Genomic DNA, 14,921 nt, shown 5'->3' with positions numbered 1-14,921 from the left:
AGAAATCGGTTTTTTGCGTTATACGGAATCCAGTCTTGAAAAACCTGTTTTGCGGCCCCCGTCGTAAATTCCCTGTACGCCAGGACTTAAATCAATTTTGGGCGATCGCGTTAAAAGGGACTATGGTGTACGGATTCCGTATTATACCATTTTCCGAAAACTTTGAAATTGTTGCTGATGGGCAATCCCAGTCATACAAGGACTCTTGAAGGCTCATGTATAGCACGATTTTTGAAAAATGGTATTAGTCCTAATGTAGAAAGCTGAGTGCAGACGAAATCGATCGATTATCGATCGATCCAATTCACCAACAATCGCCAACGATTCTAGCTAAATTTTTTGGAACGACTGAAAGAAAGCTGCGATCGCCTCCATCGACGCCACGTCATTTAACTGACTGACCGCGAGGAGATATAAGCGATCGCCATCGAGAATCAATCGAAACGAAATCGTTTCTTCCTCGTTTTCAAACCTCAAATCTTTGACTGCAAAACCACCTACAGACGTATTGCGATCGCTCGTCATTTCAAAATTACTTTCTCGCTCCACCAGGCGATCGCGCACCTTCTCCAAAACCTCCGCCTCGCTTCCCAACTGACTGAACTCGAACAGTTCCGAATACGCCGCCACATAACGCGAAAACTCCAGTTGCGTCGCCAGAATTTCAAACTCGACCGTTCCGGCTGACGTTTCCACCGTTTCGGTTTCCTGAACTACCGTTCCTTGCGGTAGCCAAATCGAAAAACCCCCCTCTCGCAACACTACGCGCTGCCAACTCAAATTTTCCCCCGAAACTGTCAGCGGAGGCGGAGAAGGATTCGACTGTTGCCGATCCATTTGTCGAATTTCTTCTTCAAATTGGTCGTAACCTCGCTCGAAGAAGTTGGGACGGTTGAGTTGAGCCAACGTAGGAGTTGTTAAGCCGAGCGTGGTGAGAAGGGCAAAAACGCTAACATGGGTCGTCTTCATGGTTCGTTGAGTCCCTAAAAATTTGAGAGCATTTTCAAATCCTACAGGGGGTGACGGTTGCGATCGGCATAACGCCGCATCCGATCCCGTTCCCGCCGTTCGGCTTCGGCTTTAAGCTGGCGAACCGTTTCTTGAGCCGAACCGACAGCCGCACCTAAAACCGCCCCAACGATCGCATATTTCCGGTGAGCGTGTTGGTAAATATCGCTTTCGTAGGGAGGATTAGCCATTTCAGCGATCGCGATTCCCAGCATGGCTCCGATCGCTGACGTAACGACAGCAGAAAAGGCGATCGATCGTTGGTTCATGGCAGCTTCTCCCAATTTCCAAACGCGACGTTAGGTTTTAGACGGGGGTGTTTCGGCTTCCCCTTCAACTTCACCACTCGCCTCGCTCGAAGGAGGTGAAGACTCCACCGCGTCCCCGTCGCCATCGCCGACCGAATGTTTTCCGTTACCGTTTCCCCGTCGTGGCGGTGGAGATTGGACTTGGGGCGATCGCGGTTCTGCTTCAGTCTCCCGTTCTGTCTCCATTTTAGGCTCGATTTCAGTATCGATCGAGGGACTCGGTACGGGGGACTCGCCGTCTGGCATTGGCGGAACCGTTTGCATCGGCGTCGGAGGCGTCGGAGGGGGCGGAGGTGTTGGCGTTTCCCCATCAGCCAACAGGAACCGCGCCTCGAAACTCTTCACGACAATATAGAGAATCGGCACCACCAGAAAGCTGAGGAACGTCGCCACCAGCAACCCACCGAACACCGCCGTTCCCAAGGACCACCGACTCGCAGAACCCGCACCCGAAGCGATGACGAGAGGGAAAAATCCCACCAAACTCGAAATTGCCGTCATCAAAATCGGTCGAAATCGCTGTTCGGCGGCGTTGACGGCTGCTTTTGCGATACTCATCCCTTCAGCGCGAGATTGGTTGGCGAACTCGACGATGAGAATGGCGTTTTTACTGGCTAAGCCGATGAGCATCACCAACCCCACCTGAGCGTAAACGTCCAAGTTCAAACCCCGCGCGAACAGGAACACCAACGCCCCGAGCATCGCCAGGGGAACGGTGAGCAAAATGATAATCGGGTCGATATAGCTTTCGTACTGCGCCGACAACACGAGAAAGACGATGACGATACCTAACCCGAAAATAATCACGGCTTGACCGCCTGCGGTGAGTTCTTCTCGAGCCGTTCCCATCCACTCGCGCCCCGTACTGGGTAGTGCGGCTTCTTTATAGGCGGCTTCCATCGCTTGCAGGGCTTGCCCGGAACTGTAACCCGGTGCGTTGGCTCCCTGAATTTTAATGGCGCGGAACAGGTTGAAGTGGCTGATAATCTGCGGCCCGGTAATCGGTTCGGATTTGACGAGTTCGCCGAGGGGAACCATATTTCCGTCTCGCGATCGCACGTAAATTTCATCGATGTTTTCAGTGCGCGATCGAAACTGGCCTTCGGCTTGGGCGTACACCCGATAGCTGCGCTGTCCCAGGGTAAAGTCGTTGACGTACTGCGACCCCAAGTAAATGCCTAACGTGGTCATGGCATCGCTAAAACTGACGTTGGCGGCTTTGAGGCGATCGCGATCGACGGTCAACTGTACTTGGGGCGTGTTCGCCGTTGCCTGAGTAAACGCACTTCCGCCAATTTCAGGTTTTTCGTTCGCCGCCCCAATCACGTCGTAGGTGTTGCTGAGTAAATCCTCGTAAGTTAACTGTCCGCCGCTGCGGTCTTGAAGCTGAAACTCGAACCCGCCGAAGGTACTCAATCCCTGAACTGGCGGTGCGTTAAACGCCCGGACGACTGCTTCTTGAATTTGCGCGAACTGACCGTTCAGCTTGGCGATGAGTTCGTCTGCGGCTTGACCTTTCCCCGTCCGTTCGCTCCAGTCTTTAAACGATCCAAAAAACAGACCCTGGTTCGATCCGCGTCCGTCGAAACCTACGCCGCTGACCATAAAGGTTCCTCGAATTTCCGGCGTCTCGAGGAGAACGTTCTCAACTTTTTCGAGAACCTCCTTCGTATAGTTGAGAGACACGCCGTCGGGGGCTTGTACGATACCGAGGAAGTAGCCTTGATCTTCCTCCGGTACGAACCCTGTCGGCACGACTTGGTACATCCAAACCGTGGCAACGAGAGCGGCCACGAACAGCCCCATGACGAAGACGCGAACTCGCACCAAGCCGTTGACCGCATCGCGATATTTCTCCGTCGTCCAGTGCAATCCAACGTTAAACCCGTTAAAAACTTTGCCCAACCAACCGCGAGTTTCCTGTCGCGGACGCAGCAGTAACGCCGACATACTGGGGGAGAAACTCAAAGCGTTGAAGGTCGAACACAACACCGTAAATGCGATCGTCAAGGCGAACTGTTGGTAAATTTTTCCAGTGGTTCCGGGGAAGAACGCCACGGGAATAAAGACCGCCATCAATACCAGAGACGTCGAAACCACTGCCCCAGAGAGTTCTTGCATACAGGCGATCGCCGCCGCTTTCGGCCGCATCCCCGCGTCGATTTTCGCCGAGACCGCTTCGACGACCACGATCGCATCGTCCACCACCAGACCGCTGGCCAGAATACAGCCGAACAGCGTTAAGGTGTTGATGGAAAATCCGAACATCAGCAAAAACGCCATCGCCCCGATTAACGCTACGGGAATCGCCACGGCGGGAATAATCGTCGTGCGCCAGTCTTGCAAAAATACGAACAAAATCGCGATTACCAACGAAATCGCTTGCACCAGCGTCACCAACACCTCTTTCAGCGAGGCTTTCACGAAATCGGTGGTGTCGAAAATCAGTTCGGCTGTCAGTCCCGGCGGAAAATTACCTTCCAACTCCGCCATACGCGCCTTAATTGCCGTCGCTACGTCCATAGCGTTACTACCGGGAAGTTGGTTGACTCCAATTCCCACCCCCGCTTTACCGAACGTACTCACCGAGGCTGCATAGGTTTCTTGTCCGAGTTCGGCCCGTCCCACATCCTTGAGCCGTACCAGCGTCCCGTCGTCGTCTACCTTTAAAACGAGGTTTTCAAACTCTTCGGCACTTTGCAAACGCCCCGGAACCCGCACTGTAAACTCATAGGCTTGGTCTGCCGGGGCCGGTTGCTGTCCGACACCACCGGCTGCTACTTGAATATTTTGTTCGCGAATGGCACCCGTTACGTCAACCGCAGTCAACCCTCGACTGGCTAGAGCGCTGGGATCGAGCCACAGGCGCATGGCGTATTTTCCCGCTCCGTACAGGGTAACGTCGCCCACTCCCGTAATTCGCTTGATTTCGTCGAGAATAAACAAATCGACGTAGTTGGTCAGGAAGAGTTCGTCGTATTCGTCGTTTTCAGAGAAAAAGCTATAGACGAGAAGAGTACTGCTCGAAGCGGCTTTGACGCGCACTCCCGTTTGTTTGACAGCATCGGGAAGTTGCGGTTCGGCGACGGAGACGTTGTTTTGAACGTTAACTTGAGCGATGTCTTTATCCTGTCCGGGTTGGAACACGACGCTGATGGAACTGCTCCCGTCGTTGCTGCTGTTGGACGTGATGTAGTCCATCCCTTCAACTCCGTTGATTTCCCGTTCGAGAATGGTCGTAACGGTGTTTTCAACGGTGGCTGCATCGGCTCCGGTGTAGTTGGAGTTGACGTTAATGCGAGTTGGTGCCAGTTCGGGCAGTTGTTCGATGGGTAGCAGCGGAATCGCAATCCCCCCCACCAGCAAAATCATCAGGGTGCAAACGGTGGTTAGCACCGGACGCTTAATGAAGTTATCGGCAATGCTGAGAATCACGATCGCGTTCGGGGTGAAAGGACGGGTGGGGAGAGGGGGAGAGGAGAAGAGGGGGAGAGGGGAAGAGGGGGAGAGGGGAAGAGGGGGGAGAGGGGAAGAGGGGGAGAGGGGAAGAGGGGGAGAGGGGAAGAGGGGGAGAGGGGAAGAGGGGGAGAAGCTGTCAACTGTCTCCACTGGTGACTGGTGACTGGTGACTGGTGACTGGTGACTGGTGACTGGTGACTGGTGACTGGTGACTGGTGACTGTATTTAAGGATCGCTTTGCGAGACGTTGGCGTCGGCTGAGGGAACGATGGGGGTTCCGTCGCGCAGTTTTTGGACGCCGGAGGTGACGATGCGATCGCTGGCTTCTAAGCCGGAGAGGACTTCGTAACTTCCCCCTTGCAAGCTGCCGAGTTCGACGGGTTTCTGTAACGCCACGAGGTTGGCTTCACCCGGCGGTGCGTCGGGATTTTCGCTCACGACGAAGACAAACGGCTGTCCGCCGAGGCGGGTGACGGCGGAAAACGGAACGGTAATACCCGGTTGTTCTTCCCACACGAGGCGCACTCGTATTCGTTCGTCGCCCCGAAAGTCGCCTCGAGCATTGCCGTAGAGGGCTTTGACGAGAACGGTTTGGGTGTTGGAATCGGCTTGGGGCGAGACGAAGGATACTTGACTGTTGCCGATGACTTCGCCGTCGCGATCGAGCAGTTCGACGAGGGTTCCTTGGCGGATTTGAGAGGCGCGGTTGATGGGAACGTCGATGAGAATTTCGAGGGGACGGGTTTCGTTGAGGGTCGTCAGTTGTACCTGGGGTGAGACGAAGTCACCCGTTTTGACGAGAACTTCGCCGACACTGCCGGAAAACGGGGCGAGAACTTGGTAATAGCCCAATTGCACGGCGGCCGCCCGTTCGTTAGCTTGGGCGACTTCCATTTGACGCTGGGCGCTGTCGATGTTGGCGGCTTGAGAGGCGATGACTTCGTCTTGGGCGACCAGTTGGGCTTCGATGGTCGCTCGTTTGCGTTCTAAGTCCCGACGGGCGCTTTCGACAGCAGCATCTTGGGAGACGATGATTTCGTCTTGGGCGGCCAGTTGGGCTTCGGCTTCTTCGCGCGATCGCAGGGCGAGATCGTGTCGCTGTTCGGAGACGACGCCTTGCTGCCACAAGCCATACCAACGCTCTTCTTCTTTTTTGGCGAATTCGAGGCGGGCGACGAGTCGGTTGCGTTCTTCGATCGCCGCTTGGAATTGGGCTTGGGCGGTGGCCAGTCGCGCTTCTTCGGAGTTGAGGTCGAATTCGGCAGCGATTCGGTTGCGTTCGGCGCGTTGGGCTTGCAGTCCGGCTTGGGCGTTGGTGAGGTTAGACTCTGCCGCCCGGACTTCGGCCGAACGGGCTTCTACGACGGCTTGTTGTTGGGAACCGTCGATCTCAAAGAGGGGATCGCCTTGGTTTACGAAGTCGCCGAGTTCGACGTAGACGACTCGTACTTCGCCGTTAATTTGCGGGCGAATTTGCGCTACTTGTTGGGCTTGGATACGAGCGGTGAACTCTGAGGCGTCCCGAACGGCGGTGGAAGACAGGGTTTCGATCGCGACGGGGACGGCGGGAGGTGCGATCGCTTGGGGTTGACGACTGCACGCACTTAAAACCAGTGCGGCGACGGACAGAGAAAGCGATCGACAGACTGTCGTTCGTTTCATCGTTATTTAAATATTTTTTATTGGTTTTGTAATGCTGGATGCAGTAGACACAGGTTCGGGCGAGGTATACGCCACACGCGATGACAAAAACGTGATTGCGCGATCGCAGCAAACAGCTAAGTGTCACGATGAATATAGCATAGGAATTTCTGAGGAAACCTCGGATTAACGTTGCTTTTTTTTAAGCATCTCTGAGTCCGATTTCATCAATATATTTTAAGATTCTCAGTGTTTCAGCTTTTCTCTCATCAACTCCTAATTTTGTCGCAGTTTTTTGCATTAGAATATATCAATATGATATATATCAGGCCCAAATAAGCCGTCAAAAATTAAAACACCAGAAAAAATCCGATTCCCCATTCCCCGTTCCCTTTTTGTTCCGATTCCCCGTTCCCCGTTCCCTTTTTATCCCAATTTTGTCAAACAACTGACTTAGGGTTGCTACATTTAAAAGTAATATTTTTTGGTTCTTCGGAGTTTAGGGTGACAGAAAAACTCACTTCACGAGGTTTCAAAGGTTTTGACGGGTGCATCTCAAAAATGTAAATTCATCGAATTGGGCGCACTCAATTTCCAGATCCCCGGCATCTCCAAGATGCCGGGGATCTTATACCGGAAGTGCTAATCGGGAATTTTGCCACCCAAAACTGATGTTTTTGCAAAAGTGAGATGCACCCGTTTTGACTCTCTAACTCCCGGTTTTTTGTAGTATGTCATACACGTGATACATTTATAACCTCAAATTCCAAAAATTCTATTTTTTTAGCTTAAAAAGTAACTTATATTTCAAAAAAATGTATTTTTAAATACTGACAACGAACTCAACAAACCAATTTTCGATCGGTCTCGATGCAGCCAGGGGTGGCGATCGCTACAGTTTCTCTGGCGAGACGTACAGACTCACTAACCGCGCCAGGTAGACGGCTGGGTACATTTGTCCGACGATCGCTTCGAGATTGCTCAAAACCTGTGTGAGATCGCTCGTGGGTGAAATATCGCCGTACCCGAGGGTAGTGAGGGTGGTAAAACTAAAGTAAATCAGATCGGGATCGGGCTGGTTAAACGCCTGCGGGTCGAAATGCTTGGCGATGATATAGAGCAAGCCCCACAACAGCCCGAGCAGGAAGTACACGCAAATTCCCCCCATAATCGTATCCTTCGTGACTTCGCGATCGGTAAACAGTTGGTTGGAAATCAAGCCGATCGCCAATAGGGTGAACGCGGCGAACACCCCAACGCTACCGAGGGAGAGAGCTGAGGCGCGATCGCTCAAAAACGGCAAGAGTGTCAAAAGTTCCAACGAAAACCCCGTTGAGAGCAGAACCATCAACCGGAAAAAGCGTCGTTGGTGACAGAACGGACGAATACCCGCCGCCAGAGCGATAAAAAAAAGTGCCGATCTCACGATTTGACCGAAGAACCAATCTGAAAGAAACGGCGAGAGCGAAAACAAGATAACCACCGCTGCAAAGAGATTTGTATAGTGGCGGTGATGGAGCTTAGTCCAAGCGTGGTTTGGCATAGCGCAGCGGGCGATCGATGGAGAAAAGAATGTTAGATCGCCACCCGATCGATACTACAATGTCGCAGCGATCGCCTTTTGGCACGACTGCAACTGAAACATCACTGCAAACAGACAAATCCTATGCGTCAAATCGTTCGTACCGAAAACGCCCCCGCTCCCGTCGGACCTTACAACCAAGCCGTCCTCGCCACGGGACAAATGCTGTTCGTCGCCGGACAAATTCCCCTGACCCCCGACGGCGAACTCGTCGCCTCCGGGGACATCGCCGGACAAACCGAACAGGTGTTCGCCAACCTCGACGCCATCCTCAAAGCAGCGGGGGCGAGTTTTTCCGATGTCGTCAAAACTACTGTATTTCTCGACGACATGAACGACTTCGCCGCCATGAACGCCGTTTACGCCAAATATTTCGACGAAACCAACGCTCCGGCGAGGGCGGCGGTGGAAGTGTCGCGACTTCCCAAAGATGTTCTGGTGGAAATCGAATGTATCGCGATGGTCTCGACTTGATATCGAGTTCGATCGCTATTCCGTCTCGAACGGCGTACACTCGCCCCCCAACGCATTGGCGATCGAACAGGTATTCGACACCATCATCTTGATGTACGAGTCGCCTTCGCTTCCGACTGCACCGATGGAATCTGAGTAAAGTTCTGGTTCGGCGAGGGCGACACCTGCTTCTTCCGCTACTGTCGAAATCAACTGGGGGTTAATGGTGGTTTCGGCAAAAATGGCGGGAACTCCCGTTTCTTTCACGTTTTCTACCAATTGCTGCACCGTTTGGGCGCTGGGCTGTTCCTCCGTACTGATTCCGATGAGGGTTCCCACAACGTCTAAGCCGTAAGCACTGGCGTAATACTGGAACGCATCGTGCGTGGTAATCAGCTTGCGTTGGTTTTCGGGAATCGTAGCGATTTGACGTTCGATCCAAAGATCGAGTCGTTGCAGTTCTTCGGCGAGCGCGGTGGCGTTTTCCGTGTAGGTGTCGGCGTTGTCGGGATCTCGTTCGACCAGAACCGCTCGAATTTCCTCCACCATCACCACGACGTTCTCTACATCCCCCCAAACGTGGGGATCGGGTTCGGTTTGTCCCCGATACTCGAAATCGAGCGGTTTCACCACTTCTCCGACGGGGACTTTTTCGGCGCCCGTTCCCACGCCTTCGATGAGTTTGATTAAGCCGGGTTCGAGATTGTAGCCGTTATAAAAAATGACATCGGCGTTTTCGAGGGCGATGCTGTCTTGGGGGACGGGTTCGTACACGTGGGGATCGGCTCCGGGATCGAGAATTCCCTGATGCTCGATCGCCTCGCCACCGACGCGATCGACCCAGTCGGTAATAATCGTACTGGTGGAGACCACATCGAGGCGATCGCCATCTGTGGGAGAAACGGAGCGATCGCCGCATCCGGTCAACACTGACAGAGTCGCCAGTACCGCCACACCGAGCTTTTGGGAAACATTGAGGGACATTCTCATGTTGCTGTCACAGTTTTTATCATTTTTCTTTCATAAATATCTCATATTTGTTTCATTTTTGCGGTAAACTGGCAACAGCACCGTTTGAAACTGGAACCATGCAACACGTACATCTCTATCCCAGCAGCGGTTGGAGCGATCGTCTCGAAACCGCCGTCACGACAGACCTCGCCCCCATCAACGTCGATCGCTTGAGCGTGTCGTACCGAGATGTCGAAGCATTGCGAAACGTCAGCTTGAAGCTACAACCGGGAAAACTCATCGGCGTCATCGGTCCCAACGGTGCGGGAAAAAGCACCTTTATGAAAGCCATGTTGGGTTTGATTCCCTCTGCAATGGGGACGGTACGTCACGGAAACCAACCCCTGACAGAGCATTTAGAACGAGTGGCTTACGTTCCGCAGCGATCGACGATCGATTGGACGTTTCCCGCCACCGTCTGGGATGTGGTGATGATGGGACGCATTCGGAAAACGGGGTGGTTTCGTCGGTACTCCGCCGTCAGTCGCCGCATCGCCTCGGATGCGTTGGAACGGGTGGGGATGTCGGCGTTTGCGAAACGACGCATCGGCGATTTGTCTGGAGGACAGCAGCAACGGGTCTTTTTAGCGCGATCGCTGGCGCAAGAAGCGAGTGTGTTTTGTTTTGACGAACCCTTTACTGGGGTCGATCGCAAAACGGAAACGATTCTCTTTCAAATTTTTCGCGAACTGGCCGACGCCGGAAATATCGTGTTAGTCGTCAACCACGATCTCGGAGAATCCATTACCCATTTCGATGAATTAATTCTTCTCAATCGCGACTTAATTGCTGTAGGCGATCGCACCTCTGTCATGACTCCCAAAAATATGTATCGTGCCTATGGCGGACAAGTGCAGTTCTTTTCAGAAGCCGCTTGAGAAATTACAATCACACGAATGCAGTAATGGTAAGCCGAGGAGAAACAACGATCGAAGAAATAGAGCGATCGTCGATCTAATTTTTCGGCATGAAGATGCTAAAAAATTGAAAAAATTGGGTTCATCTCACTTTTGTAAAAATATGAGTCTGGCGTAGGTTAGACTTCGACTTCGCTCAGCCCATGGATTGAGCAAAGCCGAAACCCAACAGTAGCTAAATCGAGGACTCAAGCTTGCATCTAATAAAGTTACATTTTTGAAATGCACCCAAAAAATCTAGATTTTTTAATAAGATTAAATTCTTACTAAAAAATCAACAAGCTCGTGTTGTTTGTAATTTTATAAAATCGAAACATCTATCTTTGTTCACTTCATGGATGTCTTAATCGAACCGTTGCAATACGCTTTTATGCAACGCTCCCTCGTCATTGCCATTTTAGTCGGTTTAGTCTGTGCGCTAGTGGGAAGCTATCTCATGGTACAGCGCCTCGCATTGTTGGGCGACGCCATCAGTCATTCGGTATTACCGGGATTGGCGATCGCATTTTTACTCGGATTTAACATTTTTGTCGGTGCATTTATCGCCGGAATTTTAAGTACCGTTATTATCACCTGGATACGCACGCGATCGCCCATTAAAGAAGATGCCGCAATGGGAATTGTCTTTTCAGCCTTTTTTGCTCTCGGAATCACCTTAATTACTGTCATTCAAAAAGACAATAAAATCGATCTCAATCACTTTTTGTTCGGCAATATTTTAGGCGTCACGGCTTCCGACGTGAGAGATACTGCAATTATCGCGATCGTCGTGGTTCTCAGTGTGATTTTGTTGTATAAAGAACTGCTGTTTTACAGTTTCGATCCCTCCGGTGCGAGAGCCGCCGGATTACCCGTCGATTTTCTCAATTTCGGCTTGATGGTACTTATCGCCTTAACCGTGGTCGCGAGTTTAAAAGCCGTCGGCGTAATTTTGGTGTTGTCGTTGCTGATTACACCGGGAGCGACAGCGTATTTACTGGTTCCGAGACTGCATCAAGTGATGATGTTAGGGGCGGGAATTAGTATCTTTTCCAGCATCAGCGGGATGTACTTAAGTTATTACTATAACTTGCCTTCTGGTCCTGCCATCGTGTTAGTGGTATCGGGTTTGTTTGCCTTGGCAATATTGTTAAGTCCCTCGCAAGGGGTGTTAACCCACCGTCGGCGAAAAAAACCAGAAATCCAGTAGAGTGCATCGCAACCTAAAGCCAGGGTGTATTTTAACGATCGCTCGCTCGATCGCGCCGACTGCGAAGACGGGCGAGATCGATATCTTGATACCGATAGGCATCTGCCGCTTTATCGAAAAAGGCACGACAGCCAATCCCTTAAGTGCGCTTCCATGCCAGCGTAGCCCGAGGTATCCCGTAACAGCATCAAAATTGGGGGTAAAAGAAGAGAAGTTAGGGCTTCTCTCCAACTGTTCCAACCTGAGTCGATCCGCTTCGATCGACAGCGAACGGGTACGGAATCGTCGATCTCCGCGTTCTCGACGGCTGGAGGTCGAGATTTGATGTGCGAACTATGGCTTTTCGGCTATATTGAAGAAGTCTCGCTGTTGTAGGCTGAGTTGGCGATCGATATTGTAAAGGCTCGAAAGTTGTAGAATGCTCTCTCGCGCCGAGCGATCGTGATTTCGAGATTTCAGACTATCTTTGTTGTGTTCGGCAGAGCGATCGGATAGTGCCACCACGCTCGATGTTAGGGTGCATCTCAAAAATGTAAATTTATCAGATCGGAGTCTCTGCACTGAATTGAGCTGTTGTTGGGTTTCGCGATCGCTCCACCCATAGACGGCAGCGTTGCCGAAGTCCAACCTGCCTCAAACTCATATTTTTACATCCATTGAGATGTATCCTGATTTTAACAAATTGAATTTCGTCGTTTTTCGAGCAAAAACTTTTTTGGCTGTAGAACGAAATTTACATTTATTATTAATATCGTGAACCATCTCTTTCAAAAACTAAAAACTGCTATCTCGTGGGTCGTAACAATAGCGACTTTATTGATAGTTTGGAGTTTTATAGAGCCTCGCATCCTCGTTACAGATACCGAAATTGCTAAAATCCCCAATCTTCCGACTGCTTGGCAAAACCAGCAAGTCGGCCAGATTTCGGACTTTCAAATTGGACTGTGGGGAGATAATCGCGGTACGGCTCGTCGCAGTGTCGCTCGCTTAGTGGAAGCTCGACCTGCTGTCGTCTTAATTACGGGCGATTTTATTTACCATCCCGGTTCTAATCTTCAGGAAGACATTGAAACGGCTGTCGCGATCGTTCGTCCCTTAGTCGAAGCGGAAATTCCCACTTATGCTGTATTGGGAAATCACGACTATCGGATGAAAAGTCAGTCTGCTTCTCCCGACGTTGAAAGTGCCGATCGTTTAAAAACTGCACTCAATTCTATAGGAGTTGAAGTGTTAGAAAACGAAGTGGTTCGCCTGAAACTTCACGATCGCAATGACTCGTTAAAATCAGAGTATTTAAATTTAGTTGGAATAGGATCGTTATGGGCAAATCGAGATCGAGTTCGGCAAGCTTTAAGGAATTTACCAACGAGCGAACCCAGAATTGTAATGATGCACAATCCAGATTCGTTCGAGAAGTTCCCGGCAGAGTCAGCTCCATTTGCTGTCGCCGGACACACTCATGGAGGACAGGTGAGAGTCCCCGGAACGCCGCATTTATCTTGGTTGAAATTGGCGCGACAAGATAAAGTTCATGCAGATGGTTGGGCAAAGAATTACGGTCGATCCGGAAATCATCTTTATGTTAACTCTGGCATTGGTATGAGTATTGTGCCAATACGCTTATTTTGTCCGCCAAAATTAACCTTATTTACTCTTAAAAAGTCTTAGATTTTCTATTTAATGTAGGACTGACGCAGTTCAGCCGAAACTATAGCAACCCTAAATCAGTTATGTAAAAAATTGGAACAAACAGGGAATCGGGAATAGGGAACGGGGAATCAGATTTTTTCTGATGTTTTAATTTTTGGCGACTCATTTGGGACTACTTGGCACTAAATGGAAAGGTCGGTGGGCATTGCCCACCCTACCAATGGTTAGATACATAACTCCTGACAGGAAGGAAAAATAGATGAGTTTTGATTATTTATTTTTTTGTTATTGAATCCAAAATAACGATCGAAGGGTTTGTTTTTTATAAGTTGGTAAATCCAAAAAATATATCTCGTAGGTTCATTTGTTTTACCGTTCCTACGAGATATTGCAGAAGCTTTTAACTTGAAAAAATCCAGTTATATTTCGGAGTTTTATAGAGAGTTCGGGGCTGAGATGCGAGACGCCATCGATAAAACTTCATCCGCGAGGTTGCGTAGTTTTGGATACGGTGCGAGTCCCACCAAATTTTCAACGAGTTCGCCATTATAAAAGACCATCAGAGAGGGAATGCTCCGAACCTGTAATTGCGAGACGATCTCGGGGCGATCGTCAGTGTCGAGTTTGACGACACGCACTCGTCCTGAGTAGTCCCGGGCCAATCGATCGATATACGGCTCGAACGCCAGACAGGGACCGCACCACTGCGCCGTGCAGTAAACTAAAAGCGGGCGATCGCTGCTTAAAAGACAGTCGAGATCGCCCTCCTCGAGATACGGCACGTTCGTCGGAACCACAGACAGCGAAGGAGTCGTAGAAAGAGTTTGCGCTAACATACGTTTACTAAAGTCGTTCGATTGACGAGAACTATGACAGTTGATAAAGGCGAAATTTGGCAACGATTAGAACGCAGTCGTCGAGCCAAAGCTGCACGGGGCGGATACGCTGGGTACGGCTCGCCGCCTTTCGGACAGAAAACTGAAAACGGCGAACTCGTCGCAGACCCCATCGAACAGGAAACGATCGATGCTATCCGACGCCACCATAAATCGGGAAAGTCACTTCAGCAAATCGCCGGTTGGCTCAATGAAAACGGCTATCAAACGAAACGCGGCCAGCAGTGGCGGCGTATTTCTGTCAAGCGCGTTCTCGATCGCCTTTACGGTCGTATGCCGAGACTGTCGAGCGACTTTCGGGTTCGTCCGCCCCAGTCTTTGACTTGATTGCTGTGTCTCGAACGGCGATCGGTTTCCTAAAGAACGTCCTCGAAACGAGCGCTCCCTAGGATAATACAACCCCGATACGACTTGAATTAAAATTTTGTTGCCTTTGACATCTCTTGATTTTACACCAAAAAGTTGCAAAAGTAAAGAGTATTAAGGTTTTCTACGGTTTTGGTGTAACATCCCTCGGAATCGATACAATTGCATCGAGATCCCGTTGTGAACGCCAAGTTGCCTCTGCCGGACAATGCCGTTTGAAGACCCGTCTACGTCTACTAGCATCCCCACCTTGGAAGAGGCTATCGATCGCTTCCCTCTCGTCGTACCGCCAAACGCCACCGTTCTCGATGTCATTGCGTCGATGAGCTGTATTAGCTTAGTGGTGCAGAAAACTCAGAAGGGTCATAGGGATTGACAAAAAGCAGCCGTTCTGGAGAGAAGAGAAAATCAAGCGGTAGAAACCCGAGCGAACTCAAGGCG

At 50.8% G+C, this 14,921-nt stretch carries 15 protein-coding genes; 7 read left to right on the top strand and 8 right to left on the bottom strand.

The window, feature by feature from the left end:
• Nucleotides 1-330: 330 nt before the first annotated feature.
• Genes GEI7105_RS0118950 through GEI7105_RS31300 form a run of 3 tightly spaced genes read right to left on the bottom strand, consistent with a single transcriptional unit; the run spans nucleotide 331 to nucleotide 4,751 of the window.
• Nucleotides 331-969: a hypothetical protein gene (locus GEI7105_RS0118950; RefSeq protein ID WP_017662008.1), complete on the bottom strand. Its 639-nt coding sequence runs from the start codon at nucleotides 967-969 to the stop codon at nucleotides 331-333.
• Nucleotides 970-1,010: 41 nt separating this feature from the next.
• On the bottom strand, nucleotides 1,011-1,277 hold the full coding sequence (locus tag GEI7105_RS31305; protein ID WP_071592038.1) for a hypothetical protein: 267 nt from the start codon (nucleotides 1,275-1,277) through the stop codon (nucleotides 1,011-1,013).
• Nucleotides 1,278-1,307: 30 nt separating this feature from the next.
• On the bottom strand, nucleotides 1,308-4,751 hold the full coding sequence (locus tag GEI7105_RS31300; protein WP_017662005.1) for an efflux RND transporter permease subunit: 3,444 nt from the start codon (nucleotides 4,749-4,751) through the stop codon (nucleotides 1,308-1,310).
• Here GEI7105_RS31300 and GEI7105_RS39515 point away from each other — a divergent pair.
• Nucleotides 4,738-4,938 (top strand): hypothetical protein, encoded by a 201-nt coding sequence (locus GEI7105_RS39515; RefSeq protein ID WP_218959077.1) that lies wholly within the window; start codon nucleotides 4,738-4,740, stop codon nucleotides 4,936-4,938. The genes GEI7105_RS31300 and GEI7105_RS39515 overlap by 14 nt on opposite strands.
• A 62-nt stretch (nucleotides 4,939-5,000) precedes the next feature.
• Here the strand turns inward: GEI7105_RS39515 and GEI7105_RS0118935 are convergent, their stop codons facing one another.
• Both GEI7105_RS0118935 and GEI7105_RS31295 read right to left on the bottom strand, forming a co-directional pair.
• Nucleotides 5,001-6,437, bottom strand: a complete 1,437-nt coding sequence (locus GEI7105_RS0118935) for an efflux RND transporter periplasmic adaptor subunit (RefSeq protein ID WP_017662003.1) — start codon at nucleotides 6,435-6,437, stop codon at nucleotides 5,001-5,003.
• 871 nt (nucleotides 6,438-7,308) lie between these two features.
• Entirely contained in the window at nucleotides 7,309-7,959 is a 651-nt protein-coding gene (locus GEI7105_RS31295) for a potassium channel family protein (RefSeq protein ID WP_071592037.1), read from the bottom strand.
• A gap of 123 nt (nucleotides 7,960-8,082) precedes the next feature.
• Here GEI7105_RS31295 and GEI7105_RS0118925 point away from each other — a divergent pair, with 123 nt between their 5' ends.
• Entirely contained in the window at nucleotides 8,083-8,472 is a 390-nt protein-coding gene (locus GEI7105_RS0118925; protein WP_017662001.1) for a RidA family protein, read from the top strand.
• A 15-nt stretch (nucleotides 8,473-8,487) separates the two neighbouring features.
• On the opposite strand, the gene GEI7105_RS0118920 is transcribed toward GEI7105_RS0118925, so the two are convergent.
• A complete protein-coding gene (locus GEI7105_RS0118920) occupies nucleotides 8,488-9,441 on the bottom strand; it encodes a metal ABC transporter solute-binding protein, Zn/Mn family (protein ID WP_026097781.1) in 954 nt (317 codons plus the stop codon).
• 98 nt (nucleotides 9,442-9,539) lie between these two features.
• Between GEI7105_RS0118920 and GEI7105_RS0118915 the strand changes: the two genes are divergently transcribed.
• Both GEI7105_RS0118915 and GEI7105_RS0118910 read left to right on the top strand, forming a co-directional pair.
• The gene (locus GEI7105_RS0118915) at nucleotides 9,540-10,340 is read left to right on the top strand and encodes a metal ABC transporter ATP-binding protein (protein ID WP_017661999.1); all 801 of its coding nucleotides are present in this window, start codon (nucleotides 9,540-9,542) and stop codon (nucleotides 10,338-10,340) included.
• A 373-nt stretch (nucleotides 10,341-10,713) separates the two neighbouring features.
• Complete coding sequence (locus GEI7105_RS0118910) at nucleotides 10,714-11,568, top strand: metal ABC transporter permease (RefSeq protein WP_017661998.1); 855 nt, start codon at nucleotides 10,714-10,716, stop codon at nucleotides 11,566-11,568.
• 333 nt (nucleotides 11,569-11,901) lie between these two features.
• On the opposite strand, the gene GEI7105_RS37590 is transcribed toward GEI7105_RS0118910, so the two are convergent.
• Nucleotides 11,902-12,096, bottom strand: coding sequence for a hypothetical protein (locus tag GEI7105_RS37590; protein WP_144053870.1), 195 nt, complete (start codon nucleotides 12,094-12,096; stop codon nucleotides 11,902-11,904).
• Between the two features lie 288 nt (nucleotides 12,097-12,384).
• Here GEI7105_RS37590 and GEI7105_RS0118900 point away from each other — a divergent pair, with 288 nt between their 5' ends.
• On the top strand, nucleotides 12,385-13,236 hold the full coding sequence (locus tag GEI7105_RS0118900) for a metallophosphoesterase (protein ID WP_245555432.1): 852 nt from the start codon (nucleotides 12,385-12,387) through the stop codon (nucleotides 13,234-13,236).
• A 416-nt stretch (nucleotides 13,237-13,652) separates the two neighbouring features.
• Here the strand turns inward: GEI7105_RS0118900 and GEI7105_RS31290 are convergent, their stop codons facing one another.
• Nucleotides 13,653-14,054 carry a thioredoxin family protein gene (locus GEI7105_RS31290; protein ID WP_017661995.1) on the bottom strand — a complete coding sequence of 134 codons (402 nt, stop codon included), beginning with the start codon at nucleotides 14,052-14,054 and terminating at the stop codon, nucleotides 13,653-13,655.
• Nucleotides 14,055-14,087: 33 nt separating this feature from the next.
• Between GEI7105_RS31290 and GEI7105_RS31285 the strand changes: the two genes are divergently transcribed.
• The gene (locus tag GEI7105_RS31285) at nucleotides 14,088-14,441 is read left to right on the top strand and encodes a recombinase family protein (protein WP_017661994.1); all 354 of its coding nucleotides are present in this window, start codon (nucleotides 14,088-14,090) and stop codon (nucleotides 14,439-14,441) included.
• 247 nt (nucleotides 14,442-14,688) lie between these two features.
• Nucleotides 14,689-14,856: a hypothetical protein gene (locus GEI7105_RS38630; protein WP_017661993.1), complete on the top strand. Its 168-nt coding sequence runs from the start codon at nucleotides 14,689-14,691 to the stop codon at nucleotides 14,854-14,856.
• Nucleotides 14,857-14,921 lie beyond the last annotated feature (65 nt).

It is taken from the genome of Baaleninema simplex PCC 7105 (assembly GCF_000332355.1).
GTDB classification, from domain to species: Bacteria; Cyanobacteriota; Cyanobacteriia; order Cyanobacteriales; family Geitlerinemataceae; genus Baaleninema; species Baaleninema simplex.
This window is presented reverse-complemented; position numbering and strand designations above follow the sequence as displayed.

Bases quoted from the DNA above. Each gene is read 5' to 3' on its own strand.
- GEI7105_RS0118920 (WP_026097781.1), bottom strand. From the start codon at position 9,441: ATGAGAATGTCCCTCAATGTTTCCCAAAAGCTCGGTGTGGCGGTACTG.
- GEI7105_RS0118935 (WP_017662003.1), bottom strand. From the start codon at position 6,437: ATGAAACGAACGACAGTCTGTCGATCGCTTTCTCTGTCCGTCGCCGCA.
- GEI7105_RS38630 (WP_017661993.1), top strand. From the start codon at position 14,689: ATGCCGTTTGAAGACCCGTCTACGTCTACTAGCATCCCCACCTTGGAA.
- GEI7105_RS0118925 (WP_017662001.1), top strand. From the start codon at position 8,083: ATGCGTCAAATCGTTCGTACCGAAAACGCCCCCGCTCCCGTCGGACCT.
- GEI7105_RS0118910 (WP_017661998.1), top strand. From the start codon at position 10,714: ATGGATGTCTTAATCGAACCGTTGCAATACGCTTTTATGCAACGCTCC.
- GEI7105_RS31285 (WP_017661994.1), top strand. From the start codon at position 14,088: ATGACAGTTGATAAAGGCGAAATTTGGCAACGATTAGAACGCAGTCGT.
- GEI7105_RS31295 (WP_071592037.1), bottom strand. From the start codon at position 7,959: ATGCCAAACCACGCTTGGACTAAGCTCCATCACCGCCACTATACAAAT.
- GEI7105_RS0118950 (WP_017662008.1), bottom strand. From the start codon at position 969: ATGAAGACGACCCATGTTAGCGTTTTTGCCCTTCTCACCACGCTCGGC.
- GEI7105_RS39515 (WP_218959077.1), top strand. From the start codon at position 4,738: ATGCTGAGAATCACGATCGCGTTCGGGGTGAAAGGACGGGTGGGGAGA.
- GEI7105_RS31305 (WP_071592038.1), bottom strand. From the start codon at position 1,277: ATGAACCAACGATCGATCGCCTTTTCTGCTGTCGTTACGTCAGCGATC.
- GEI7105_RS31290 (WP_017661995.1), bottom strand. From the start codon at position 14,054: ATGTTAGCGCAAACTCTTTCTACGACTCCTTCGCTGTCTGTGGTTCCG.
- GEI7105_RS0118915 (WP_017661999.1), top strand. From the start codon at position 9,540: ATGCAACACGTACATCTCTATCCCAGCAGCGGTTGGAGCGATCGTCTC.